Source organism: Demequina sp. (assembly GCF_047975725.1).
Lineage (GTDB): Bacteria > Actinomycetota > Actinomycetes > Actinomycetales > Demequinaceae > Demequina.
Genome location: NZ_JBKEED010000009.1, coordinates 1 through 24,627, shown reverse-complemented (window position 1 = coordinate 24,627; position 24,627 = coordinate 1). Strand labels below are relative to the sequence as shown.

Annotated in this window: 19 protein-coding genes and 1 pseudogene; 8 read left to right on the top strand and 12 right to left on the bottom strand. The window is 68.1% G+C overall.

Annotation, left to right across the window (positions count from 1 at the left end; genetic code table 11):
* The first annotated feature begins 119 nt into the window (after positions 1 to 119).
* Entirely contained in the window at positions 120 to 3,395 is a 3,276-nt protein-coding gene (locus ACK5NO_RS01950; protein ID WP_416810984.1) for an HtaA domain-containing protein, read from the top strand.
* Between the two features lie 109 nt (positions 3,396 to 3,504).
* On the opposite strand, the gene ACK5NO_RS01945 is transcribed toward ACK5NO_RS01950, so the two are convergent.
* The 4 genes from ACK5NO_RS01945 to ACK5NO_RS01930 are packed head-to-tail and all read right to left on the bottom strand — an operon-like array spanning position 3,505 to position 7,158.
* The gene (locus ACK5NO_RS01945) at positions 3,505 to 4,278 is read right to left on the bottom strand and encodes a heme ABC transporter ATP-binding protein (protein ID WP_416810983.1); all 774 of its coding nucleotides are present in this window, start codon (positions 4,276 to 4,278) and stop codon (positions 3,505 to 3,507) included.
* Positions 4,275 to 5,351, bottom strand: a complete 1,077-nt coding sequence (locus ACK5NO_RS01940) for a FecCD family ABC transporter permease (protein WP_416810982.1) — start codon at positions 5,349 to 5,351, stop codon at positions 4,275 to 4,277. The genes ACK5NO_RS01945 and ACK5NO_RS01940 overlap by 4 nt, the downstream gene beginning before the upstream one ends.
* Entirely contained in the window at positions 5,348 to 6,469 is a 1,122-nt protein-coding gene (locus ACK5NO_RS01935) for a heme/hemin ABC transporter substrate-binding protein (protein WP_416810981.1), read from the bottom strand. Before ACK5NO_RS01935 ends, ACK5NO_RS01940 begins: the two co-directional genes overlap by 4 nt.
* Positions 6,470 to 6,504: 35 nt before the next feature.
* Positions 6,505 to 7,158, bottom strand: a complete 654-nt coding sequence (locus ACK5NO_RS01930; protein ID WP_416810980.1) for a heme oxygenase (biliverdin-producing) — start codon at positions 7,156 to 7,158, stop codon at positions 6,505 to 6,507.
* Between the two features lie 108 nt (positions 7,159 to 7,266).
* On the opposite strand from ACK5NO_RS01930, the gene ybaL reads away from it, so the two are divergent.
* Together ybaL and ACK5NO_RS01920 are read left to right on the top strand one after the other, a co-directional pair.
* On the top strand, positions 7,267 to 8,895 hold the full coding sequence (ybaL, locus tag ACK5NO_RS01925) for a YbaL family putative K(+) efflux transporter (RefSeq protein WP_416810979.1): 1,629 nt from the start codon (positions 7,267 to 7,269) through the stop codon (positions 8,893 to 8,895).
* 9 nt (positions 8,896 to 8,904) lie between these two features.
* Positions 8,905 to 9,321: a hypothetical protein gene (locus ACK5NO_RS01920; RefSeq protein ID WP_416810978.1), complete on the top strand. Its 417-nt coding sequence runs from the start codon at positions 8,905 to 8,907 to the stop codon at positions 9,319 to 9,321.
* Between the two features lie 18 nt (positions 9,322 to 9,339).
* Here ACK5NO_RS01920 and ACK5NO_RS01915 read toward each other — a convergent pair whose 3' ends face one another.
* The gene (locus tag ACK5NO_RS01915) at positions 9,340 to 9,726 is read right to left on the bottom strand and encodes a hypothetical protein (RefSeq protein WP_416810977.1); all 387 of its coding nucleotides are present in this window, start codon (positions 9,724 to 9,726) and stop codon (positions 9,340 to 9,342) included.
* A 123-nt stretch (positions 9,727 to 9,849) separates the two neighbouring features.
* On the opposite strand from ACK5NO_RS01915, the gene ACK5NO_RS01910 reads away from it, so the two are divergent.
* Positions 9,850 to 10,188 (top strand): PadR family transcriptional regulator, encoded by a 339-nt coding sequence (locus ACK5NO_RS01910; RefSeq protein ID WP_416810976.1) that lies wholly within the window; start codon positions 9,850 to 9,852, stop codon positions 10,186 to 10,188.
* Positions 10,185 to 11,159: a hypothetical protein gene (locus tag ACK5NO_RS01905; RefSeq protein WP_416810975.1), complete on the top strand. Its 975-nt coding sequence runs from the start codon at positions 10,185 to 10,187 to the stop codon at positions 11,157 to 11,159. The genes ACK5NO_RS01910 and ACK5NO_RS01905 overlap by 4 nt, the downstream gene beginning before the upstream one ends.
* A 72-nt stretch (positions 11,160 to 11,231) precedes the next feature.
* Here the strand turns inward: ACK5NO_RS01905 and ACK5NO_RS01900 are convergent, their stop codons facing one another.
* The gene (locus ACK5NO_RS01900; protein ID WP_416810974.1) at positions 11,232 to 11,648 is read right to left on the bottom strand and encodes a carboxymuconolactone decarboxylase family protein; all 417 of its coding nucleotides are present in this window, start codon (positions 11,646 to 11,648) and stop codon (positions 11,232 to 11,234) included.
* A gap of 165 nt (positions 11,649 to 11,813) precedes the next feature.
* On the opposite strand from ACK5NO_RS01900, the gene valS reads away from it, so the two are divergent.
* Positions 11,814 to 14,594, top strand: coding sequence for a valine--tRNA ligase (gene valS, locus ACK5NO_RS01895; protein WP_416810973.1), 2,781 nt, complete (start codon positions 11,814 to 11,816; stop codon positions 14,592 to 14,594).
* A 251-nt stretch (positions 14,595 to 14,845) separates the two neighbouring features.
* Complete coding sequence (locus tag ACK5NO_RS01890) at positions 14,846 to 15,772, top strand: endonuclease domain-containing protein (RefSeq protein WP_416810972.1); 927 nt, start codon at positions 14,846 to 14,848, stop codon at positions 15,770 to 15,772.
* A gap of 105 nt (positions 15,773 to 15,877) precedes the next feature.
* Here the strand turns inward: ACK5NO_RS01890 and clpX are convergent, their stop codons facing one another.
* The 3 genes from clpX to ACK5NO_RS01875 all read right to left on the bottom strand — a co-directional run bounded on the left by clpX (position 15,878) and on the right by ACK5NO_RS01875 (position 18,607).
* On the bottom strand, positions 15,878 to 17,134 hold the full coding sequence (clpX, locus tag ACK5NO_RS01885; RefSeq protein WP_416810971.1) for an ATP-dependent Clp protease ATP-binding subunit ClpX: 1,257 nt from the start codon (positions 17,132 to 17,134) through the stop codon (positions 15,878 to 15,880).
* A gap of 154 nt (positions 17,135 to 17,288) precedes the next feature.
* Positions 17,289 to 18,032, bottom strand: a complete 744-nt coding sequence (locus ACK5NO_RS01880) for an ATP-dependent Clp protease proteolytic subunit (RefSeq protein ID WP_416810970.1) — start codon at positions 18,030 to 18,032, stop codon at positions 17,289 to 17,291.
* Positions 18,029 to 18,607, bottom strand: a complete 579-nt coding sequence (locus tag ACK5NO_RS01875; RefSeq protein WP_416811000.1) for an ATP-dependent Clp protease proteolytic subunit — start codon at positions 18,605 to 18,607, stop codon at positions 18,029 to 18,031. Before ACK5NO_RS01875 ends, ACK5NO_RS01880 begins: the two co-directional genes overlap by 4 nt.
* Before the next feature lie 294 nt (positions 18,608 to 18,901).
* On the opposite strand from ACK5NO_RS01875, the gene ACK5NO_RS01870 reads away from it, so the two are divergent.
* Entirely contained in the window at positions 18,902 to 19,348 is a 447-nt protein-coding gene (locus ACK5NO_RS01870) for a DUF4190 domain-containing protein (protein WP_416810969.1), read from the top strand.
* A gap of 70 nt (positions 19,349 to 19,418) precedes the next feature.
* On the opposite strand, the gene tig is transcribed toward ACK5NO_RS01870, so the two are convergent.
* The 3 genes and pseudogenes from tig to ACK5NO_RS01855 all read right to left on the bottom strand — a co-directional run.
* On the bottom strand, positions 19,419 to 20,765 hold the full coding sequence (gene tig, locus ACK5NO_RS01865; protein ID WP_416810968.1) for a trigger factor: 1,347 nt from the start codon (positions 20,763 to 20,765) through the stop codon (positions 19,419 to 19,421).
* 228 nt (positions 20,766 to 20,993) lie between these two features.
* Complete coding sequence (locus ACK5NO_RS01860) at positions 20,994 to 23,630, bottom strand: carbohydrate-binding protein (protein ID WP_416810967.1); 2,637 nt, start codon at positions 23,628 to 23,630, stop codon at positions 20,994 to 20,996.
* A 476-nt stretch (positions 23,631 to 24,106) separates the two neighbouring features.
* Positions 24,107 to 24,627, bottom strand: a pseudogene (locus tag ACK5NO_RS01855) (transposase); the annotation flags it as partial.

Sequence of the window (24,627 nt, the reverse complement as noted above, 5' to 3'; positions counted from 1 at the left end):
TTGCAACACTAAGGTTGCGTTTTAGGCGAACGTGCCGCTAGCCTCCGGGTAAAGCGCGCCCTGAATGGCGCGCGTCGTGCGCACCTGCACGTCCGTCCACTTCCCCGGGAGCGTCCTCCTTGTCTGTCAATCTGCGCCTGCCGCGCCATGCCACTGCCATCGCTGTCGCGTTGCTCACCATGCTGTTTGCCAGCGTGATGGTCAGCGCGAGCCCGGCTCATGCCGCGCCCACCTCCACACTCGAGTGGGGCTTCAAGTCGTCCTGGCGCGCATATGTGCTCGGGGCCTCGGTCCCCGGACCTGGAACGATCACGGCAATAGACCCCGCCGCCGACCCCGGCACCGCCGCCGGCGCGACAACGTTCGCGCACTCATCGACGGCTGTTGACTCGGACGGGCTTGGCGACGTGGCCTTTGCTGGCTCAGTGCGATGGAACAAGCCCGCCCACGGGATCGACGTGACGCTCTCGGAGCCCTCCATCAAGGTGACGTCAGCGACGAGTGCGGTCCTGAGCGCAGATCTGGGTAGCGGCCGTGTGCCCGTCGCCAACCTCACGTGGGCCGCGGCGGATGTTGCCGAGGCCGACGGCTTGCGCACCATCTCCGCAGCGGCCGCGACGCTTGCAGATGAGGCGTCCTCGACATTCACCTACGCCGCCGGCTCCGAGCTCGCCCCCGTCACGTTCACGTACGCGGTGCCCGAGCCTGAGCCCGAGCCGTCCGCTCCGGCCACGGTCAACGTGTCCAAGACCACCGACCTCAACGGTGAAGGCGAAACCATCACCATCACCGGAAGCGGCTTCGACTACACCGCAGCCGACGCACCCCTGGGCACCCGCCCCCCACTGGCAGGACTGTCCGCAGGCGCCTACGTCGTGTTCGGCAAGTTCGCCGACAACTGGAAGCCCTCCGAAGGCATCACCACCGGACGCACCGTCCTGGACGGCCAACAAAAGTGGGCCATGAACCCGCTGTACCTGACCGACTCCACCGACAACCCCGTCCCCGCACCCTTCCGCCCCAGCCTCACCAAAGACGGCATCCCCCTCAACGCTGACGGCACCTTCACCATCACCCTCAACGTCTCCGACATCGCACCCGACGCCGAAGGCAACTACGGCATCTACACCTACGCCGGCTCCGGCGCCAAGCACGCCAACTACGAGACCTACACCCCCCTGACCTTCGCCGACCCCGAACCCGAGCCCGAGCTCCCGGTGGGCGACCTGACGTGGGGCATCTATTCGCAGTTCACCGACTACGTGACTGGCAGCATCGCCAAGGGCGAGGTGATCACGACGGGTGCGAGCGCATCGGCCGGGATCTTCGGATTCACCCAGTCCGGTGGCGACGCCAACGCGTCCTCTCGCACGGGGACGGCCGAGTACGCGGGTAGCGTGCGCTTCACGGGCCACAGCGGCGCGCTCGACGTCACCTTTGCCGACCCGTACGTGCGGTTCAACGGCACCGGCACTGCGGTGCTGAGCCTCGAGGTCGACGGCTCGCGCGTCGACTTCGCAAGCCTCACTCTCGACGGCGGCCTCCGCACGGTGGGCAACAACGCAACCACGTGGGCGGCCGTGCCCACCACGCTCCTGGCGAGCGGGGTCGCGGCGTTTGGCAACTTCTACGCAGCTGGCACCAAGCTCGACCCCGTCACGTTCACGGTCGGATCGTCCGATCCCGATGCGGGCAACGGCGGTTCGGGCAACGGCGGCAACACCGGCGGCAACACCGGTGGCAACACCGGCGGCAACACGGGCAACAACACCGGTGGCAACACCGGCGGCAACACTGGCGGTAACAGTGGCGGTAACACCTCCACCGACAACGGCTCGGTCGTGGGCCGCCTCACGTGGGCCATCGACGCCGGTTTCCGCAACTACGTGACCGGGCCCATCGCCCAGGGCACCATCTCGGTCAGTGGCGCGAGCGCGTCCGGTGGTACCTACACGTTCCTTCAGTCCGGCGGCTCTGCTGACCCGGCGACCGGTACGGGCACGGCACGCTACGGCGGCTCGGTGCTCTTCTCCGGCCACGACGGTGCGCTGTCGTTGCGTTTCGCGAACCCGCAGGTGCGCCTGACCGGCACCGACAGCGCCGTGATCTCGGTCGGCGTCAACGGTTCGCGCGTGGACTTCGCGACCGTCGACCTGGGCGCCGCCAACCGGACCACGCTCGACAACGCGGTGCGGTACTCGGGGGCACCGGCCACCCTCACGGCGGCCGGTGCGCGGGCCTTCAATGGCTTCTACTCCGCGGGCCGTGCGCTCGCCCCGGTCACCGTCACCTTTGGCGTCGCGGCCCCTGCGGGCTCGGGGGGCGGCACCTCCGTGGTCGCGTCGGCCGTCGACACCACCACAAAGACTGGCATCCCCGCTACCCCGCCCGCGAGCACGGGCATCGTCCTTGACGACGAGACCCTCCAGCGCTTGCTGGCGGGCGAGACGGTCACCATCGAGGTCGACGGCTTCGAGCCCCATGAACAGGGCATCGCGGTGGTGGTGTACTCCACGCCCACCGTCCTGTCGACGTCCGTCACGGCGAACGCGCAGGGCGTCGCAAGCTGGACGGGTGCCCTGCCCGCCTCGCTCGTGGGAGAGCACACGTTGACGTTCCAAGGCTCGGTCGACAAGGGAATCGTCCTCACCATTCCCGACCGCTCGACGATGGAGGGCGTGTGCCTTGCCGAAGGCGCCACCTTGGAATGGGGCTTCAAGGAGTCCTTCCGTGCCTACATCGAGTCCACCATCGCCAACGGCGAATGGTCGCTCGACGGCGTCACTGAGGACGGTGGCGTGTTCACCTGGACCGAGGGCGCGGGCGCTATCGACCCCACCACGCTCCTGGGCTCCGTCGCGTACCCAGGCACCATCACGTTCACGGGCCACGACGGCGCGCTCGACACCACAGTCGGCAACCCGGTGATCGAGCTGTCCGCCGACGGCGACTTCCTCCTTCTGGACGTGACCGGCACCACGCAGTCTGGTGACCCGGTCACTGGCGAAGCGGTGCGCTTTGCCCAGCTCGACCTCACCGCGGCCACGATCAGCGCCGAGGGACAGTCCGTCACCATCGCGGATGTGCCCGCAGTGTTGACGGAGGCCGGCGCCGAGGCGTTCGGAACCTACCCCGCTGGCGAGGCACTCGACCCCGTGACCGCGACGCTCGCAAGCGCTGACGGTTGTGTGCTGGCCCTCGCGGGACAGACCGTCGACGAGCCGGAGACCGAGGCCTCGGAGACCCCGTCCGCCGAGCCCACGCCGTCGCCGAGCCCCGAGGTCGCTGACGCGGTCGCCGAGTCGGGGTCGTCCTGGTGGATCTGGGTCGTCGTCGCGCTGGCCGTCATCGCGGCCGCTATCGCCGCAGTGGCGACGGTGCGACGCCGCAGCTAGCGGGCGCATCGGCCGCATCGCATGAGGGCCGTCCTCCTCGGAAACGAGGAGGACGGCCCTTGGCGTATCCCCCGGCGTGCGCGGCTCGCTACGGGCGGACCGAGTGCAGCTACGGGCGGATCGGGACCACGATGGGCGCGCCGCCCTCCGGGTCGGGCACGAGCCGCACGCCTATGCCGTAGACCCGCTCGAGCAATGCCGGCTCGAGGACGTTGGCAGGCGCTCCGAGCGCCGCGATAGCACCGCGCTCCATGACGGCAATGCGGTCCGCGTAGGCGGCCGCGAGCGACAGGTCGTGGACCACGATGCCGACGGCCGTGCCGGACGCAGCGAGGCGTCGAGCCACCCCCAGCACCTCCTCTTGGTGGCGCAGGTCGAGGGCCGCGGTCGGCTCGTCAAGTAGCACCGCGGCGGTGCGCTGAGCGAGCACTCGGGCCATGGACACACGCGCCCGTTCGCCGCCCGACAGCGACGTGAAGGTGCGCTCCGCCAGGTGGGTGACGTCGCATTCGGCGAGTGCCTGCGAGATCGCCACGTCGTCGTCAGCGGCGGCGTCGGTGCCCTGCCACGGCGAACGCCCCATCGCCACTACCTCGCGAACGCGGAAGGGGAAAGCGACGTGGTTGTCCTGGGTCAGCACCGCTCGCCTGCGGGCAAGTTCGGCGGGACCCCAGTCCGAGGGGGCGCGTCCATCGATCTCGACAGAGCCCGACGTCGGTTGCCGGTCACCAGCGAGCGCGCCCAGCAAGGTCGACTTGCCGGCGCCGTTGGGCCCCACGAGAGCCACGAGCTCGCCGTGGGCGATCTCCAGGGACGCACTGGCGACGAGCGTGGCAGCGCCGATGCGCACGGTCACGCCCTGCGCACTGAAAGCCGCCGTCATGCCCAGCCGCCCTGGCTCTTGCGGGCGCGGCGCAGCAGGTAGAAGAAGAAGGGACCGCCCACGAGCGAGGTGAGCAGCCCAATGGGGAGTTCAGCACCCTGGACAGCGGTGCGGGCGAACAGGTCTGCCCACACGAGCAGCGTCGCACCACCGAGCACCGACGCAGCGATCAGCATCCGGTGGCCCGGACCCATCACCATGCGAATGGCGTGGGGCACGACGAGCCCGACAAAGGCGATGATGCCCGTAAACGCCACCGCGGCTCCGGTCAGGATGGCGACCAGGACGATCGACACGATGCGCAATCTCTCCACCCGAAGCCCGAGGTGCCCCGCCGTGCGCTCGCCTAGCGCGAGGAGGTCGTACTTGCGCGCGAGCACGAGAGCGACGATCACCCCCGCCACCGTCAGCAGCGCCACCATCGCCACCTCGTGCCAGCGGGAGCCGCCGAGGGTGCCCAGCTGCCAGAACACGATCTGCTCGCGGTCCGCGGTGTCTCCCGCGAACAGGACGAGCGCAAGCCCGGCACCAGCGAACGCGTTCACCGCGATGCCCGTCAGCAACAGCGTGACCACCTCGGTGCGGCCGTTGGACCTGGCCATCACGTACACCAGCAGGGTCGCCCCCACACCGCCAAGGAACGCCAGCGAAGCGGTTCCCAGCACACCCGCGAGCGCCCCGCCGGACACGATTGCAAACGCCGCGCCGAGCGCGGCGCCAGAGGAGACGCCCACGACGCCAGGCTCGGCGAGGGGGTTACCGAAGATGGCTTGCATCACGGCACCCGCAACCGCGAGCGCCGCCCCCACGAGCAGGCTCATGGCCACACGCGGGAAGCGAATCTGCCACAGCGCCTGGTAGAGCACCTCGTCGGCCGGGGCCCACGAGCTGTCGAGACCGAGCCCCTTGCCAAAGGCGCCCACGACCTCGGTGATCGAAATCGAGAGCTGACCCACGGCCGAGCTGGCGAGCACTCCCACGATCAAGGAGACGGTGAGAATCGCGAGGACGGCCGATGCGCGCACGGCAACGCGTGGCCGCCGCGCCTGGGTCGCGGGCTGGGTGACGGTCATGGGGCCGCAGGTTCTGGCGCGTACACCGCAGCGGCAAGCGACTCAAGAATCTGGGCGCTGCGCGGACCGAAGGCCAGGATCTGGCTGTCGGCCATGTCCACGAACCTCCGCTGCTGGCCCGCCTGGGTCAAGGCGATGGCAGGCTTCGCTTCGAGCAGGCCGTCGACGCCGCCCACGGACTCGATGCCCTTGGACATCACAAGAATGACGTCGGGGTCGGCCGCGAGCATCGCCTCGTCCGTTAACGGCTTCATCCCGTCCAGGCCAATCTCCGCGGCAACGTCCACGCCGCCAAGGGCACCCACCAACTCGTCGGCCCCCGACTCTTCCCCGAACATGTAGTAGACGCCCGCGCTGCCGCGCAAATACAGGAAGATCATCCGCAAGCGCTCGCCGTCGGTTGGGGCGATCTCGCCGATACGCGCGGTCGCCGCAGTGACCTCGTCGCCGATGCGTGTGGCGAGCCGCTCCCCCGCGCTCGCCACTCCCAGAGCGGAGCTCACTTGGCGTGCCAGTTCCTGCGCACCAGCGAAGGTCGAGTCGTTCGAGACGTAGACCACCGGCACTCCGGCGTCGCTCAGTTGGTCGATCGAGTCCGTGGGGCCGATCGACCCGTCGGTGATCACCAACGTGGGCTCAAGAGCAAGAATGGACTCGACGTTGACGGTGTGGCTGGCACCCGTGACCACGGGCAGGTCCTCTACTCCGGGGAAGTCAGACGCCGCGTCACGTCCCACGAGGGTGTCCCCGAGCCCGAGCGCCCACACCGTCGCCGCTATCGAGCCGGCGATGTCCATCGCCACGACCCGGCTGACGTCGCTCACCTCAACCGCGACGTCGCCATCGCGCGTGTGGCTCGTGACGGTGACCGGCAGGCTGGGCTGGTCGACGGTGTCGAGAACGCGCACCGCGTCGTCTGCGAGCACGGCGGTGGACTCCCCCACGTAGGCATGGGGATCGGCTACGAACGCCGCGGTGTCGAGCGGTGACACGTATTCTTCGACCGTTGCCGGGACGGGCGAATGTGCCGAGGCGACCTCCGCATCGGCCGTGGGGGTGGAGTTCTCAGGGGTCAGCGAAATCCCGCAGCCCGCGAGGGCGAGGACGGCGACCGCCATGGCCGCATGCTGCACGCGGCGCACGCGTTGGCCGCCTACGGCGCGACGGCGAGCTGTCCGCCGAGCGCTTCGAAAATGGCGGCGTTGAACCCAAAGGCAAGCTTGGCCTCGGCGATCAGTGCCTGCTCCTGCGACTCGTCGAAGTCGAGCGCGTCCAGTTCTTCGCGGTAGCGCCGCTTGTAGCGCACGGGCGAGTCGATCTGCTCGAACCGGTAGAACGCCAACTGGTCGTCAGTGGCCCCGTAGTGGCGCGCCACCAGCGCCGCGATCGCCTGTCCACCGGACAGATCGCCCAGGTAACGGGTGTAGTGGTGGGCGAGGTAGCGGGGTACGTCCGAGTCAGCAATCGACTCGAGGTGCGCGGCGTACGCGCGCGTCGCCGGAAGTGCGGGGTGCACGACTTCCCAGTCGCTCGCGCCCAAGTGCTCGAGGTCTGCGCGGATCGACTCAAAGCGCGGCAGCGCCGGGTCCGCCAGGAAGGCCGGGTCGCCAGGCTGCGCCTGACGCGCCTCCAGCGCGCGATAGACGTACGCATACTGTGCGAGGTAGCGCACGTACGCGTCGATATCGAGTTCGCCCCCCATCAGCCGGGTAATGAATCCACGGTTTTCCGTATCCATGTGCTCGACTGCTGTCGCCTCGCGAAGGCGGGCCGCAAGCCCGGTCGCGGTCTGATCTGGTGGGGTCATGGCCAGATGCTACCAATTTCGCAAGACCACTGTCACCCAATTTCGGCACACCGCGCGTGGCACCACCGTGGACACCTGACGGACACATGCGTCTCGTAAAATCCGGACATGTTGCACCATGCCCCGCTCCTGACCACGATGGCCGTGGGACTCGTGGCCGCCTTCATCCTGGGCCTCATCGCCCAGCGACTTCGCCTGTCCCCCATCGTGGGCTACCTCGCGGCGGGCCTGGTCATCGGGCCCTACACGCCCGGCTTCGAGGCCGACACCGAGATCGCCGTCGAACTGTCAGAGATCGGCGTCATCCTGCTGATGTTCGGCGTGGGCCTGCACTTCTCGTTCCGCGACCTCATGGCGGTGCGCCGCGTCGCGGTGCCCGGCGCCGTGGTCCAGATCATTGCGGCGACCGCCCTGGGCACGCTCGTGGGCCTGTGGCTGGACTGGACCCTCGGGGCGTCGATGCTCTTTGGCCTGGCCCTGTCGGTTGCCTCGACCGTGGTCATGTTGCGCGCGCTCGAGGAGAATCAGCTGCTCGACACCCGCGCGGGGCACATCGCTGTGGGCTGGCTGATTGTCGAGGACCTCGCCATGGTGGTCGCCCTGGTCGTGGTGCCCGTCCTGGCCTCCGAGACCGCTGGCCCCGGCCTGCTCGCTGGCGAACTCGCCTGGACCCTGGTGCGCGTCACCCTCTTTGCCGCGCTCATGGTGATTGTGGGCAAGCGTGTCATCCCGTGGCTGCTCGCGCGCGTCGCGGACACGGGCTCGCGCGAGCTGTTCACCTTGAGTGTCCTGGCCATCGGCATGGGCGTCGCTGTGGGGGCGGCATGGCTGTTCCAGGTGTCCTTCGCGCTCGGTGCCTTCTTCGCCGGCATGATCATGCGCGAGTCCGACCTGGCCCACCGCGCCGCCGACGACTCCTTGCCCCTGCGCGACGCGTTCGCGGTGCTGTTCTTTGTCTCCGTCGGCATGCTCGTCGACTGGCACATTGTGCTGACCGCACCGTTCGCCCTCATCGTCACCATCTTCGTGATCGTCGTGGGCAAGTCGATCGTGGCGTTCGGGCTCGTGCGCCTCATGCGTTACTCACGACAAATGTCGCTGGTGGTCGCGGCTGCGCTGGCCCAGATCGGCGAGTTCTCCTTCATCCTCATCACGCTCGGCGTGCAGGAAGGCATCCTCAGTGGCGACGCGCGCGACCTGCTGCTGGGCGCGGCGATCATCTCCATCATGGTTAACCCGCTGCTGTTCGCGTGGGCCGCCCGTTCGTACCGGGGCGTGGACCGCGCCAGCGGCGACGCCACGCCCCTGGCATATTCGGGCTCGGAGCACGTGATCGTGGTGGGCTTCGGGCGGGTCGGCACCCGCGTCGCGACCACGCTGTGGCAGCTCGACGTGCCGTGCGTGATCATCGACGACGACGAGAACAGGGTCACAGCGCTGCGAGAGGATGGCCGCCAGGCGATCCTGGGCAACGCGGTGCGCAACAAGGTGCTTCAGGCTGCGGGCATCGACGAGGCGACCACCGTGCTGATCGCCATCCCGGACCCGCTCAACGCCGGCGCCATTGTGTCCAAGGTCAAGGCGATCGCCCCCGACGTGAGGGTCATCGCGCGTGGCCACGAAGACGTCGACGTCGAGTATCTGACCGGCCTGGGGGCAGACCGTGTCCTGGTGGGCGTCTACGAGGTTGCGGATCTGATGGCCACCGACGTGCTGACGGAGGCGGACTCGGCGTAACCTCGGGGCATGACCGCTCCGACACCCGGCAGGCTAGGAATTGTGCTCCAGCAGCTCGACCGCGCGATCACCGCTGCGGTCGACAGTGAACTCGCCGATCACTCGACGAGCAGACTCGAATGGCAGATGGTCGCGCTACTGTCGCGCCACGAAGACGGGTTGCCGTGGGCGCAGCTCGAACGACTGATGCCCCCGGCGTGGAGCGAGACTGAGTTCTCCCAGGCCTGGACCGCGATCGAGGCGGCCGGGTGGGGCGAAATCGACGGGGATCGATGGGTCCTCACCGACGCAGGCGCCGATGCGGTGGCCACCTTGGGCGAGGGCGTTCAGCGCGTGCGCGATCAGGTCGCGCAGGGGGTGTCGGACGAGGAGTACCGCATCACGCTCGATGTGCTCGAGCGGATGCGGGACAACCTCACGATGTGACGGCTAGCGCCGTCCCGGTCAGTCCTTGTCGAGCTTGTTCTTGAGGAAGACGGCGGGAAGGATCCAGCCGGCAATCGCGCTCAGCAGCCACACGAGCAGGGTGCCCAGCAGCCAGCCGTTGAGGGTCTTGATGTCGAGGCCGTCGCTGAGGATGTGCGCGAGCAGCAGCGCCACGAAGGTGGACACGAGCGCGACGCCACCGGTCAGCGCCTTGGCGTAACGCACCGACAGTTTGAGGATGAACGGCGACAGAATCGCCTGAGCCGCCACGAAGATGAGCAGTGCCGTGATGAAGCCGCTCGCGTTCATGTCGAAGTCCTCGCTACCGAGGATCAGGTTGGTCAGCAGCAGGCCCACGGCCGCTGCGACGACGGTCACCACCAGGTTCCACAAGAATCGCACCATGAGGCAGACGCTACTCCTGCCTGGGGCTTTGTGCGCGGGGTAGGTCCGGCGCGCCCGCTTCCTCCACCGCCGTCCTTGCTATTGCCGTTGCAATACTGTGTTACGCACACTATCGTGTGAGACATGCTCGATCCCGACCTCGTTGCCCAGCACCGACAAGAGCTGCGGCGCGGCACCACTTCTCTCGCCTGCCTCGCACTGCTCGCGATCGAGCCCGACTACGGCTACCGCCTGATCGGCCGCCTGGGAGAACTGGGCTTCTCCGTCGAGGCCAACACGCTGTATCCACTGCTGCGCCGGCTCGACAAGCAGGGGCTCCTCACCTTCGAGTGGGACACCGCGGACGCGCGCCCTCGCAAGGTGTACTCCACCTCACCCACCGGCATCGCACTCATCGCGGTGCTGCGCGAGGACTGGAACCTCCTCACCCGCGCCCTCGACACGATTGGAGACCCCTCATGAGCACCCTGACCGACCGCTACGTCACCGCGACCCTCGCCAAGCTGCCTGCCGACCAGCACGCCGACGTCGAGGCCCAACTACGCGAGGCCATCGGCGACGCGATCGATGCGCAACTGGACACCGGAGCGGCGGCAGACACCGCATCGGCGGAGACGACCGTCCTCAACGCCATGGGCGACCCCGAGCGCTTGGCCGCCACCTACGCGGACCGCTCATTGTTCCTGATCGGGCCCGAGCTCTACCTGCACTGGAAGCGACTCACCGTGCTCCTGCTGTGGATCGTGCTGCCCATCATCGCGGTTCTCATTCCGTTCGGCATGTGGCTGGGCGACGAGCCGTGGGCGCAGATCGTGGGCACGACCATCGGCGGCACCCTTGGCGTGGGCGTTCACCTCGTGTTCTGGGTCACGCTCGTGTTCGCCGTCATCCAGCGCGCGGGCTCGGGCCCCAGCGAGTGGTCCGAACCGTGGACCGTCGAACGGCTCAAGGAAAGCCCCGACATCCGGGTCAGCGGCGTCGAGACCGGGTTCGCTCTGGGCACTCTCGCCATCACCGCGGCGCTGATCGTGTGGCAGCAACTGTGGCCGTGGGCAACCAACGAGGCCGGCGAAGGTCTCCCTGTCCTGAACCCCGACCTGTGGACGTGGGTGCTTCCCGGCCTGCTCGCGGTCATGGCGATCGAGGCGGTTGCCGTCATCGTGCGCCAGGTGCGGGGCCGGTGGACCATGGGCGACTGGTGGCTCACACTCGCGCTCGACCTCGCGACCATCGTCCTCATCGCTGTGCCCGTGATCGCCCACGACTTCCTCAACAGGGAACTGTTCGCCGAGATCGGCTGGCCCGACGCCGCGACCACCATCACCCTTCACCAGGCCGAATGGACCGTACTGATCATCGTGGTCGTCGTGTGCATCGCGGACGCGTGGGGCAGCCTGAACCGCTCACGCCGCTCCCGCTCCCGCGCCGACTGACACACCCGGCACCCGGCCGATGCGGCGGGTGGGCTCCGTATGGAGGCCACTCGCGCATCGGCCCTGCTGGGGCTACTCCATGCCGCGGGTGACGCGGTTCCACGCGTTCACCACGGCAACCGTCTCCACGATCGCGCCGAGCTGCTTCTGGGTGAAGAAGGCTCCGGCGACGGCGCGGGCCTCAATCTCGAGACCGCGGGGATAGTCGGTGAGGACCTCGGCGAAGCGCAACGCGGCGGCGTCGCCCTCGCTCACGAGCCCCTCGCGCATGAGCTTGATGGGGCGCGCGAGCGAACCGATGAGTTCGGGCCGCACGCCCAACGCTGCCAGTTGCTCGGAGTGCAACCGAATGCAGTACGAGCAGCCGTTGATGTGGGAGCAGCGCAGGCGAATCATCTCTCGCAGGCGCGGCTTGAGGGCCTCTCCGACAACCTCGTCGAAGTCCTCCAAGGCCTTGAGGAACTCCGGGCTCACCTTCGCCGTGCTCACGGTCGTGACCCTAGCAACGCCGTGCGACAGACACTAGTCCCGGGTGGGGGTCGACACGGGTATCAGGCTCGCTCGCAGGCCTCAGATCGCGCTCATGCGGGTATCAACGGGGAGGGCAGGCAACGGATGCGGGCAGCGCGTGCCTGTTCTGGAAGAATGTCACGCATGAGCGCTCGCATCCCTGACAAGGCCACCGTTGACGGACTCGAAGACCGGTGGAACTCCGTATGGGAGGAGCAGGGCACGTACCGGTTCGACGAGACCGCCGAGCGCGAGCAGGTGTTCTCCATCGACACCCCGCCGCCCACCGTGTCCGGGTCGCTGCACGTGGGCCACGTGTTCTCCTACACGCACACCGACGTGGTCGCGCGCTACCAGCGCATGAGCGGCCGCGAGGTGTTCTACCCCATGGGCTGGGACGACAACGGCCTGCCCACCGAGCGCCGTGTGCAGAACTACTACGGTGTGCGCTGCGACCCCACCCTGCCGTACGTCGAGGGCTACGAGCCCCCGTTCGAGGGTGGCGAGGGCAAGTCCGTCAAGGCGGCCGACCAGCAGCCCATCTCGCGCCGTAACTTCATCGAGTTGTGCGAGCGCCTGACCGCCGAGGACGAGAAGCAGTTCGAGACCTTGTGGCGCCACCTGGGCCTGTCGGTGGACTGGTCGCGCACCTACCAGACCATCTCCCCCTCCTCGCAGGCCGTGGCCCAGCAGGCCTTCTTGCGTGGGCTCGCGCGCGGCGAGTGCTACCAGGCCGAGGCCCCCACGCTGTGGGACGTGACGTTCCGCACCGCCGTGGCGCAGGCCGAGTTGGAAGACCGCGACCGCCCCGGCGCCTACCACCGGCTCGCCTTCGAGAAGGCGGCCGATGCGGAGGAGGCCACCGGCTCGTACGAGTCCGTGTGGATCGAGACCACCCGTCCCGAGCTGCTCGCGGCGTGCGTCGCCCTGGTCGCGCACCCTGATGACGAGCGCTACCAGCCGCTGTTCGGCAAGCACGTGCGCACCCCGTTGTTTGGCGTCGAGGTGCCCGTGCTGGCGCACCGCCTCGCCTCGCCCGACAAGGGCTCCGGCATCGCGATGATCTGCACCTTCGGCGACGTGACCGACGTGATTTGGTGGCGCGAGTTGGGCCTGCCCATGCGCTCGATTCTTGGCCGTGACGGCCGCGTGCTCACCGACCCGCCCGCCGGGCTCGAGTCCGAGGCCGCGCGCGCCGCCTACGACGAGATCGCGGGCCTCACCGTGTTCTCCGCACAACAGCGCATGGTGGAAATGCTGCGCGAGGCCGACCTCATGGACGGCGACCCCAAGCCCACCCAGCACCCCGTGAAGTTCTTCGAAAAGGGCGACAAGCCGCTCGAGATCGTCACGTCGCGCCAGTGGTACATCGCCAACGGTGGTCGTGACGACGCGCTGCGCGGTGAGCTGCTCGCGCGCGGCGAGGAGCTCGACTTCCTGCCCTCGCACATGGGCAAGCGCTACGAGAACTGGGTCAACGGCCTCACCGGTGACTGGCTGATCTCGCGCCAGCGCTTCTTTGGCGTGCCGATCCCCGTGTGGTACCCGCTCGACGCCGACGGTGAGCCCGTGTGGGATTCCCCCATTGCGCCCTCCGAGGACACCCTGCCCGTGGACCCGTCCGTGGATGTCGCCCCCGGCTACACCGCCGACCAGCGCGACGTGCCCGGCGGCTTCACCGGCGAGATGGACATCATGGACACCTGGGCCACGTCCTCGCTCACGCCGCAGATCGTGTGCGGCTGGCGCGACAACCCGTCGCTGTTTGAGCGCACCTTCCCCATGGACCTGCGCCCCCAGGGCCAGGACATCATCCGTACCTGGTTGTTCTCCACCGTGGTGCGCTCGCACCAGGAGCACGGCGTGCTGCCGTGGAATCACGCGTCGATCTCCGGCTGGATCCTCGACCCCGACCGCAAGAAGATGTCGAAGTCCAAGGGCAACGTCGTCACCCCCATGGGCCTGCTCGAGCAGCACGGCTCCGATGCGGTGCGCTACTGGGCGGCCTCGGCTCGCCTGGGCACGGACGCGGCGTTCGACGAGGGCCAGATGAAGATCGGCCGCCGCCTGGCGAACAAGGTGCTCAACGCCGCCAAGTTCGCGCTCGGTGCGACGGGTATCTCGACCTCCGCCAACGTCTCGCTTGACGAAGGTGTCCGCGCTGCGGCCCACGTCACCGGCGGCGTGCTCGACGGTGCTGCCCTCGACAACGTCCGCGAGCTCGTCACGGAGCCGCTCGACCGCGCGCTGCTCGCCGGGCTGGCCGAGGTCGTGGACGGCGCGACCGCTGCCCTGAGCGCGTACGACCACACGCGTGCGCTCGAGCTCGCGGAGACGTACTTCTGGACGTTCTGCGACGACTACGTCGAGCTGGTCAAGGCACGCGCCTACGACGGCGCCGCTCCCGGCGAGGACATTGACCCGTTCGCTGACTGCACCCCGGTTGCGGCCTCCGCTCGCGCCACGCTCACCATCGCGCTGGAGACCTTCCTGCGCCTGTTCGCGCCGGTGCTGCCGTTCGCGACCGAGGAGGTGTGGTCGTGGTTCCGCCCCGGCACCGTGCACCGCGCGCCGTGGCCCACGTCGGGGACGCTGCGCGTGCTCGCGGGCACCGAGGACGTCGCGCTCGTGGATGCCGCTGGCGAGGCTCTTGCCGCGCTGCGCAAGCTCAAGTCCGAGGCGAAGGTGTCCCAGCGCACCGAGATCGTCTCCGTTGACCTGCTCGTGCCTGAGGCGAAGATGGCCGGCGTTGCCGCAGCCAAGGCCGACCTGATGGCTGCCGGGCGCGTGCGCTCGCTGCAGATCGTGTCGGCGGCGGCGGCGCTGTCGCCCGATGTCGACGGCAACGGTCCTGAGGACGGCTCGCGCGAGGACATCGCCGACCCCACGGTGATGCGCACGGAGAACGCCACGCTCGAGGTGTAGCCCTCTTCCCCGCCTGAGCGCGGTAGCAGGACGTGGTGGTCGGTTTTCGCGGGTGCCGTGCATCCTGGAAGGCACTCAGGTCCGCACGGCCGATGCGCGGAGCGGTTCCCGAGGTGCCGCCGACCCTCCGTACGGGTCGCCTGGACCGGAGGTGTCGGTTCGCGCCCCCAGCACCAGAGGGGTGGGGCTCCGTCCACAGCGCGTCATGGGTCGCCGCGCGGATTCCTGTGCGCGGCGACTAGACACGGCGCATGAGACCCTTGCGCGCACTGCCTGACCCCGGCGACCTGCTCGCCACCGTGCGCGCCCAGCCCCGAGCCTTCACCCGTGCGGAACTGCTGACGCACGCATCGGCGCGACGCCTGCGCACGGAACTCGACCACGGCACGATCGTGCGGCTACTGCCCGACTCGTACGTCGCTGGCGAGCATCAGCACTCGTTCGCCGCGCGCGCGGACGCCGCTCTGGCCTGGGCAGGGCCCGACTCCATGCTGGCGGGCCGCAGCGCGCTGCACGCCTACGGGCTCATCGCACCCCCCGATCACCTCGACGTGGCCGTGCCGCCTGGCATGCACCGGCGCCCTCCTGCCTGGCTCACCGCCACCCAGGTGACGTACCCGCTGAGCCCTGTACGCATCGGCGCCCTGACGGCGGCACCCGTGGCCTTCGCGATTGCCCAGGCGTACGGAGTGCTCAGCGACCGCCAACGGGCCGATGCGGTTTTTGGCGCCGTGGGCCGCCGCCTGTGCACTGCTCGAGACTTGCGGGCGGTGCTGAACGTGATGCCTCGTATCAAGGCCCGGCGGGCGCTCACCTCGCGGATCGCCGCTGCCGAGACCGGCGCCCACAGTTGGCTTGAGGAACTCACACTCACCGACGTGCTCACCGGCAAGAGCTTTCGCGAACTACTCCGTCAACACGAGGTCGTGGTCGAAGGCCACCAGTTCTTCCTCGACATGTACTGCCCTCGCACCAGAACGGCGATCGAGGCCGACGGGGCGACCTGGCATCGGGGTGACGAACAGCGACAGCGCGACATCCGGCGCGACGCGCTCCTGGCGACCATCGGGATTCAGACCCTCAGGCTGTCGGGACGCGACCTGATCGAGCGGCCCGACTGGTGCCGCGCCATGGTGGCCGGCGTGCTCCGGGCCCGTGCGCAGGACGTGCGGACCTGAGTGCCTCCCAAGATGCACCGCACCCCCGAGAACCGACCACCACGCACCGCTAGCACGCTCAGGCGAGCGAAGGAGTGAGCGATGTGAGGTAGCGGGAGACGCCGTCTACGCGGCGCCCTCCTGGCGTTCCTCGCGGGCCTCGTACGCGGGGGCGACGCGGTCCATGACCACCTCGTGGGTGATGACCACGCGGCCCACGTCGTCACGGCCGGGGACGTCAAACATGGTGTCCTGAAGGACCTCTTCCATGATGGCGCGCAGTCCACGTGCTCCCGTGCCGCGCTCGAGTGCCTGGGTGGCGATGGCTTCGATGGCGTTGGGATCAAACTCGAGTTCCACACCGTCGAGCTCGAACATCTTCTGGTACTGCTTCACCAGGGCGTTCTTGGGCTCGGTCAGGATGGACACCATCGCGTCGACGTCGAGCGGCGAGACCGTCGCGATGACGGGCATGCGACCGATGAACTCGGGGATGAGTCCGAACTTGTGCAGGTCGGACGGGGTGACCTGAGCAAACAGGTCAGAGTTGTCGGCCTCTTTGAGCTGAGCGCCAAAACCAATGCCCTTGCGCCCCACACGCGACGAGATGATCTCCTCGAGCCCCGCGAAGGCTCCGCCGAGGATGAACAGCACGTCGGTGGTGTCGATCTGGATGAACTCCTGGTGCGGGTGCTTGCGGCCACCCTGCGGCGGCACGGATGCCTGCGCGCCTTCGAGGATCTTCAGCAACGCCTGCTGCACGCCCTCGCCCGAGACGTCGCGCGTGATGGACGGGTTCTCCGCCTTGCGCGCGACCTTGTCGATCTCGTCGATGTAGATGATGCCGTGCTGGGCCTTCTCGACGTCGTAGTCGGCGGCCTGCAGGAGCTTCAAGAGGATGTTCTCGACATCCTCGCCCACGTAGCCCGCCTCGGTCAGCGCGGTAGCGTCGGCGATCGCGAAGGGCACGTTGAGCATCTTCGCGAGGGTCTGCGCCAGGTAGGTCTTGCCGGTTCCCGTGGGGCCAATGAACAGCACGTTGGACTTGGCGATCTCCACGCCGTCGTCGTCCTTAGGGCGAGATTCCACGGCGCGCACGCGCTTGTAGTGGTTGTAGACCGCCACCGCGAGGGCACGCTTGGCCTGGTCCTGGCCCACGATGTACTGCCCGAGGAACTCGTGGATCTCGCGTGGCTTGGGCAGTTCCGTGAACTCGGTCTGCGCCGCCTCGGCGAACTCCTCTTCGATGATCTCGTTGCACAGCTCGATGCACTCGTCACAGATGTACACACCGCCGCCAGCGATGAGCTTGCGCACCTGCTTCTGCGTTTTGCCGCAGAACGAACACTTCAGCAGGTCGCCGCTGTCCGCCGGTCGAGTCATCTGGGCCTCCTTGATGCCATCTTTGTCCAGGCTACCGAGGCCGTGTGACACGTGCCGGGCGACTCGCCGCCGCACGCCACGCGGATGTGCCCTGCCGCACACGCACCAACGGCCGCCCCCGAGGCATCGGGGACGGCCGCATCAGGCGTGATGCCTACTTCTTGGTGTCCTTGGGAGGCGCGATGGCCGCCGCGACGGCACGGTCCTCGGGGGCGACGGTGTCGACGCCCTTGCGGGACTCGAGCACCTGGTCGACCAGACCGTAGGCCTTGGCCTCCTGTGCCGAGAGGAACCGGTCGCGCTCGATGTCCTCGCGCACCTTCTCCTCGGACTGACCCGTGTGCTTGGCGAGCGTGTACTCGAGCCACTCGCGCATACGGATCATCTCTTCTGCGTAGATCTCGATGTCCGAGGCCTGCGCACGCGCGCCACCCTCGATGCGCGGCTGGTGAATCATCACGCGAGCGTTGGGCAGCGCCAGGCGCTTGCCGGGCGAGCCCGCGGCGAGCAGCACGGCCGCCGCAGAGGCAGCCTGACCGAGGCATACGGTCTGCACCTCGGGCTTGATGTACTGCATGGTGTCGTAGATCGCGGTCAGCGCGGTCTGCGAGCCACCGGGCGAGTTGATGTACAGCGTGATGTCGCGGTCGGGGTCCTGAGACTCGAGCACGAGCAACTGCGCCATCACGTCGTCCGCGGAGGCGTCGTCAATCTGCACACCAAGGAAGATGATCCGGTCCTCGAACAACTTCGCATAGGGGTCCTGACGCTTGAAGCCGTAGGCGGTGCGCTCCTCGAAAGACGGCAGGATGTAGCGCGACGACGGTGCGACGGGAGCGGCGCCCCCGAACCCGGCGGTGCGGCCGGCGGCCTGCATGGCCTGGTAGATCTCGCTCATGCCTTGCCTCCCTGCGACGCGTCGCCTGCCTCAACGGCGTGCTTGATGACCTTGTCGACAAAGCCGTACTCGAGGGCCTCCTCGGCCGTGAACCAGCGGTCGCGGTCAGCGTCCTTGGTGATCTCCTCGAGCGACTTGCCGGTCTGCTCGGCGGTCAGCTGCGCGAGGGTGCGCTTCATGTGCATGATCAGCTCGGCATTGATGCGCACGTCAGTAGTCGTGCCGTAGATGCCGCCAGAGGGCTGGTGCATCATGACGCGGGCGTGAGGCGTCGCGAAGCGCTTGCCGGGCGCGCCAGACGAGAGCAGGAACTGCCCCATCGACGCGGCCATACCCATCGCGACGGTCGCCACGTCGGGCTTGATGTACTGCATGGTGTCGTAGATCGCCATGCCCGCGGTGATGGAACCGCCGGGGCTGTTGATGTACAGGTAGATATCGGTGTCCGGGTCCTCTGCGGCCAGGAGCATCATCTGGGCGCAGATGGCGTTCGCGTTGTCGTCGCGCACCTCGTCGCCCAGCCAGATGATCCGCTCGCGCAGCAGCCGGTTGAAGATGGAGTCGCTCAGACCCATCCCTCCCACGTCGCCGCGGGCAGTGATCGTGTTGCTCACGTCTGTCCTTTCGTCCTGAACCTCTTGCGACAAACCTAACGGCGGGCGGTGACGCCGCATGCCGTTTCTGGCGCCATTTCGCTACAGGGTGAACGGGAAGAGGCGAGGCGCATCACGCCGAGATCTCCCCTCAGGTCCGGGTCAGGCTCCACCCTGACGCCCTCGGGGACAATGCTCCGACATATGGCCGATGCGCCCTCACCCTGGCAGGCATAGGCTCGTGTGAGCATCGCATCACGACCCGAGGGAGCACCCATGAGCACCACCCCAAACGATCCATACGACTCCACTGGCAGCGCCCCTCCTCCCCCTCCGGAACAGGCCGGCGGGCAGCAGCCTCCGCAGTATGCACAGACTCCCCAGCAGTACCAGCAGTACGGCCAGCCACAGTACGCCCAGCCCTATGGCGGCCAGCCCGGCAACACGGAGAAGAACTGGATGGGCGTCACGTCGCTCGTCCTGTCGATCCTCGGCTTCTTCACGGGCATCACCGCGATCGGCGGCATCGTGTTCGGCCACCTGGGACTCGGCGCGGCCAAGCGTGGGGAAGCCGACAACCGCGGCATGGCCCTCGCGGGAGTGATCATCGGCTACATCATCGTGGTGCTCAGCATCCTCGCGATCATCGCCATCCTTGCCTTCAGCGGCTGGCTGATCGGCGAGTGCGGCGGTTCCAACCCTGCCGACTGGTGCACCGCCTGACGTTCGGCACCCCCAGACAGCACGAGGCCCGGCCACCCCTCAGGATGGCCGGGCCTCGTGCTTGGGAAAACTACTTGGTGTCGTCTTCGGTGGCCTCGACGATCTCGTCGATGGCGACCTCGTCCTCGACCTTCTCGTCCTCGAGCGAGCCGATCACCGCGGACAGGTCAACGACCTCGCCCGTGGTGTCCTTGACGGTCGCGCGGCGCAGGGCAAAGGCGGTGGCCTTCGAGCGAGCAACCTCGGCGACGATCGACGGGATCTGACCCGCCTGCTCGATCTGCTGGATGAAGGTGTTGGGGTCCATGTTGTACTGACGCGAGGCGTTCAGCAGGTAGTCGAGCAGCTCGTGCTGCTCCACACGGATCTCCAGGTCGTCGGCCAGCTGGTCGAGGAGGATCTGCGCGCGCAGGGCGTTGTGTGCCTCCTCGGTGACCTCGGCGCGGTGCTCGTCGTCCTCAAGGCGGTTCTCGTTCTCGAGGTGCGCGTGGACCTCGGCCTCGATGACCTTCTTGGGCAGCTCGAAGTCGGTCGCGTCCTTAAGGGCGTCGATGAGCTTCTCGCGAGCCTCAACGGCCTGGTTGTTGGCCTTGATGCGGGCGGCCTGCTCGCGCAGGTCGGCCTTGAGCTCGTCGACCGTGTCGAACTCCGACGCGAGCTGCGCGAAGTCATCGTCCACCTCGGGAAGCTCGCGCTCCTTGACGGCGGTCACCTTGACGGTGATCTGGGCGTCCTTGCCGGCGTGCTCGCCAGCGGCCAACGGCGCCTCGAAGGTGGTCTCCTCGTCGGCGGACAGGCCAATGAGCGCGTCGTCCAGACCCTCGAGCATGTTGCCGGCGCCCACCTGGTAGGAGGTGCCCTGCACGGTGTCGACGTCGGCGCCATCAAGCTTGGCGGCCAGGTCGATGGTCACGTAGTCGCCGTCGGCAACGGGGCGCTCGACGGTCTTGAGCGAGCCGAAGCGCTGGCGCAGGTTGTCCAGGCGCTGCTCGACGTCCTCGTCCGAGACCTCGGCGACCTCGACCTCAACCGTGATGTCCTCGGCCTTGGGCAGGTTCACCTCGGGGCGGATCTCCACCTCGGCGGTGAACTCCAGGCCCTCGTAGCCCTCTTCGGAGCCGGGGATCTTGACGACCTCGACCTCGGGCTGGCCGAAGGGGCGGATGCCCTGCTCCTCGACCGCAGCGGAGTACCAGCCGGGCAGGCCCTCGTTGACGGCGTGCTCGATGACAGCACCCTTGCCCACGCGCTGCTCAAGGATGCGCGGCGGCACCTTGCCCTTGCGGAAGCCGGGAATCTGCACCTGCTCGCCAATGTGCTCGTAGGCGTGGGCGAGCGAGGGCTTGAGGTCCTCCTCGGTGAGGGTGACCGTCAGCTTGACGGTCGTGGCGTCGATCTTCTCGAGGGCGCTGGTCACTGATGTGCTCCTGATGATGGGGTGCGGGCCTTACCTTGTGCGGGCTCACCGCAGTCGGGCAACCCCACGAGTCTAGTCGCCGCGCGTGCACACGCCCAATCGGTTCGCTCACGGCGATGACTCACGCCACGGCGCAGGGCCGATGCGGCGGCCGGCTTGGCAACAGACGCGCCAGCGGGTGCGCGCCCGGAGTGTCCGGACGCGCACCCGCCGTATAGAGAGGCAGCGTCAGTCGAGCTGCTCCCAGGGTCCCCACTGCGAGGCCCCCGGCTGCTGGCCGCGCGAGTACCACTTGGCCTGCCACAGGACACCGTCGGGATCCACGACAACATCACCCTTGGCGAAGGTGCGTGACGCGGTCCAGACTGCGACGCCCGAGGGCGCCGTCTCTACCTCCTGCCACGGGCCGGTGGAGCCGCCGGGCTCCTGACCGCGCGTCCACCACGAGGCGGCCCAGTAGCGACCGTCGAACTCGACGATGTCGCCGGTGGTGTACGTCGCCGACGACGTCCACGACTGGCGCTCGACGCCGCTCGTGTCGTCACCGACCACGATGCCGCGGCCGTTGGTCGCGATGTAGAGCCGGCCGAACACGTCGGGGTCGCCCTCGATGTCGGCACCGATCCAACCCCACTGGTGCTCGTCGTCATTGATACGGGTCCAGGTGTCGCCGCCGTCGATGGAACGGAAGACCCCACGCACACCGTCGCGCTGCGCGGTGGTGTAGATGGCAGGCGAGGTCGCGCCGGGCGCAGCCTTGCCGAACCCGATCGTGTCCGCCTCCTCGAAACCGGACACGCGCGCCCAGGTGGCACCCGCATCGGCCGATCGCCACATGCCGTACTCGCCGTCGTCCTCACCTCCGGCGAACCAGAGTTCGCCCGGCGTGCCGGGCACCGCCGCGAAGCGGGTGTTGCCCTCGGATGGCAGGGTCGAGTCGTCGGTCAGCGTGAACGACTGGCCGCCGTCCGTCGAGACGTAAAACGCACCGGCAACAAAGCCGTACACGAGGTCGCCGTCGACACGGTCGCTCTCGACGCGCGCGCCAGCCGGCAGACCCTCGACGCTCGCCCAGGTGACACCCCCATCGGTGGACACCCGCGCATCGGCCCCGGCGGGCGCCCACACGACGGCCTGGCCGTGAGCCGAGACGGTGATGGTGCCGGGACCAGTGGCCCCCTCGGCGGCCGGGGAGGCCGTCCAGGTCTCGCCAGAGTCCTGCGAGACGACGCCGATGTGCGCGCCACTGCCGTCGGTGCCTGCCCTGACGATCACCTCGGGGACAAGGCCCGCCGCGTCGACGCTCGTGCCGCCGCCAAAGTACGGGGCCTGGAAGGTGTTGACCACCGTGTCGATGTCCTCGTGAACAAAGCCGCCCAGGTCGAGCATCGCCGAGACGAGGTCGAGGTCGCCCGCGGGGGCCACGAGGTCCTGGATCGCGGTCTCCTCGATGCCGTTCGCGGCGGGAGCGATGGAGATCACGCCGCCCTCGTCGTCCCAGTCGGTCAGGTCATCGGACCGGTAGATGGTCGCGCCCGTGCCGTACATCATGGTGTCCGAGTCGAACGGGTCGATCTCGAGCGCCGAGACCATCCAGCCGAGCTTGGGAGTGGGCTCGGCCCACATCTGGGGCGGCCCGGGCTGCTTGCCGAACGCGAGCCACGGGACCTCAGAGATGTCCTGCTCGTAGCGCACGACGAAGGGGTCCGCCTGGCTGTAGTCGTAGTCCCAGATGGGGCTCCAACTCGCGCCGCCGTCCGTGGAGCGGAAGATCAGGATGTCCGGCCACCAGTTGATCTGCGAGGCGACCATGAGCACGTTGGGGTTCGAGCGATCGACGGTCAGACCGCTGAAGCCAAAGTCGCTGCCAGTGGGTCGCTGCTGCGGCGTGATCTGGGTCCACGAGCCGTCATCGATGCCGTACTTCCACACCTCGCCATCGGAGCCGTCGTACGGCCCCGACAGGTTGCTCGTGGCCAGGTACAGGAAGCGGCCCGTCTCGTCGATGACACCGTCGTGGGGAAGGAACCCCGTCGGAGCGCCCTCGACGGGCTCCCAGGTCTCACCCGCATCGTCCGAGCGATAGAGGATGTCATCGGTGTCGGCCACGGCGGTGAAGACCGTCTGGGAGGCCTCGCCGTTGCTCCCCGACGCGGGGTCGAAGGCCGTCCACAGCACGCCCAGGTTGGACATGAGGTAGGAGTTGCCGGAGTTGATGTCGGGCACAAAGTTGCCCGCGTTGGGGAAGGACTCGACCTTGGCAAAGGTCGCGCCGTAGTCGGTCGAACGCCACAGACCCTCGCCCTCCTCAGCGCCGTAGTAGACGATCGCGTTGTCGTTGGGGTCGACCTGCAGGCGCTCACCGATGCCGCGGCCAGGCATGTTGCCACCCACCTTGAACGGCAGGTCCGTCTTCTGCCAGGTCTCTCCGTAGTCATCCGAGCGCAGAATCGCGCCGTTGTAGGGGTCCCAGTCGTTCGTGTACATGCCGACCGCGACATAGACGCGGTTGGTCTCGACAGGGTCGGTGGCAAGGCTGAGGACGCCCAGGTGGTTCCAGTCGTCCCAGCCGATGTGGTCCAGGAGCGGCACCCACTGCCCGCTGTCGTCGTCCATGCGATAGGCACCGCCAATGTCGGTGCGCGCGTACACCAGGCCGGGCTCGGTCGGGTTGTAGATGATTCCCGGCACGTAGCCGCCGCCCGAGATCGCGACGCTTGACCACTCGTAGGCGCTTGGCTGGGGTGCGTCCTGGGCCGAGGCGGCCGAGGCGGCCGAGGCGGCCGAGGCGGCCGAGGCGAGGGTGGCGGGGATGAGGATGGCTCCGGTGACGGCGAGCCCTGTCGCCGCCGCTGTGAATCTCACGATGAACACTCCTTTGTGTCTCCTGTGTGGCCCGGATGAGCCACTTGGGACACTATCGAAGCGATTCGACACTGGCAAGGGGGTTTGGGGCTTTCGTGCCGATGCGGGCGGTGGCCACTGGTGCTAAGGCGCCGGGCGATGCGGCGTGAGCGGCGCCGGGTGCTGTGGCCTGAGCGACGCCGGGCGCGTCGACCCTGTCCGACGTACGCCAGTGGGACATGAGGGTCACATCGAGGCCAAAAGTGACACCCTTGTCCCACTGGGACGCAGCGCAGGGCGCAGCGACCGGCGCACCACGGGCCGACTACGCAGTGAACTAGCAAGAAATCGCTGCACACAAGCGATTTACCAGGACTTTCACAGTCGGGGTGACAGGATTTGAACCTGCGACCCTCTGCTCTATTCGAGGCACAACTGAGGAGATCGTGCCCGGTCGCTCGGTCAAGTCCCGTGGAGTGGTGTAGCGGTTTCCTTCGTCAGGCGGTGAGTGCGAGGGTTTCGGCCACCTCCTCGATGCCCGTGTCAGGCACGGCGGTGAGTCGGCAGCGGGCGAGGGTTTCGAGTCCGATGTAGCGCTTGGTCTCGACCCATTCGTCGGTCTGCTCGGCCAGGACCGCGCCGACGAGTCGGATGATCGCGTCGCGGTTGGGGAAGATCCCCACGGCATCGGTACGCCGCCGGATCTCCTTGTTCAGCCGTTCGGCGGGGTTGTTGGACCAGATTCTCAAGTCCACACATCCTTCGGGAACGTCGTGAACGCGAGCAGGTCGTCGCGGGCGCTCTCGAGGTGCGCGAAGACGTCGGGCAGCTTGTCCTCGACGTAGTCGAGGAGGCGGTCGAACTGGGCGTGGACGGACTTCGCGTCGGGCCGGTCATAGACCGAGTGCAGCATCGCCTTGACGGCCGGCCATGCTGTCTTGGGCGTGGCGCTCATCACGTTGGCGGCGTAGTGGGTGCGGCACCGCTGCCACACCGCTCCAGGCAGGTTCGCCGCGAT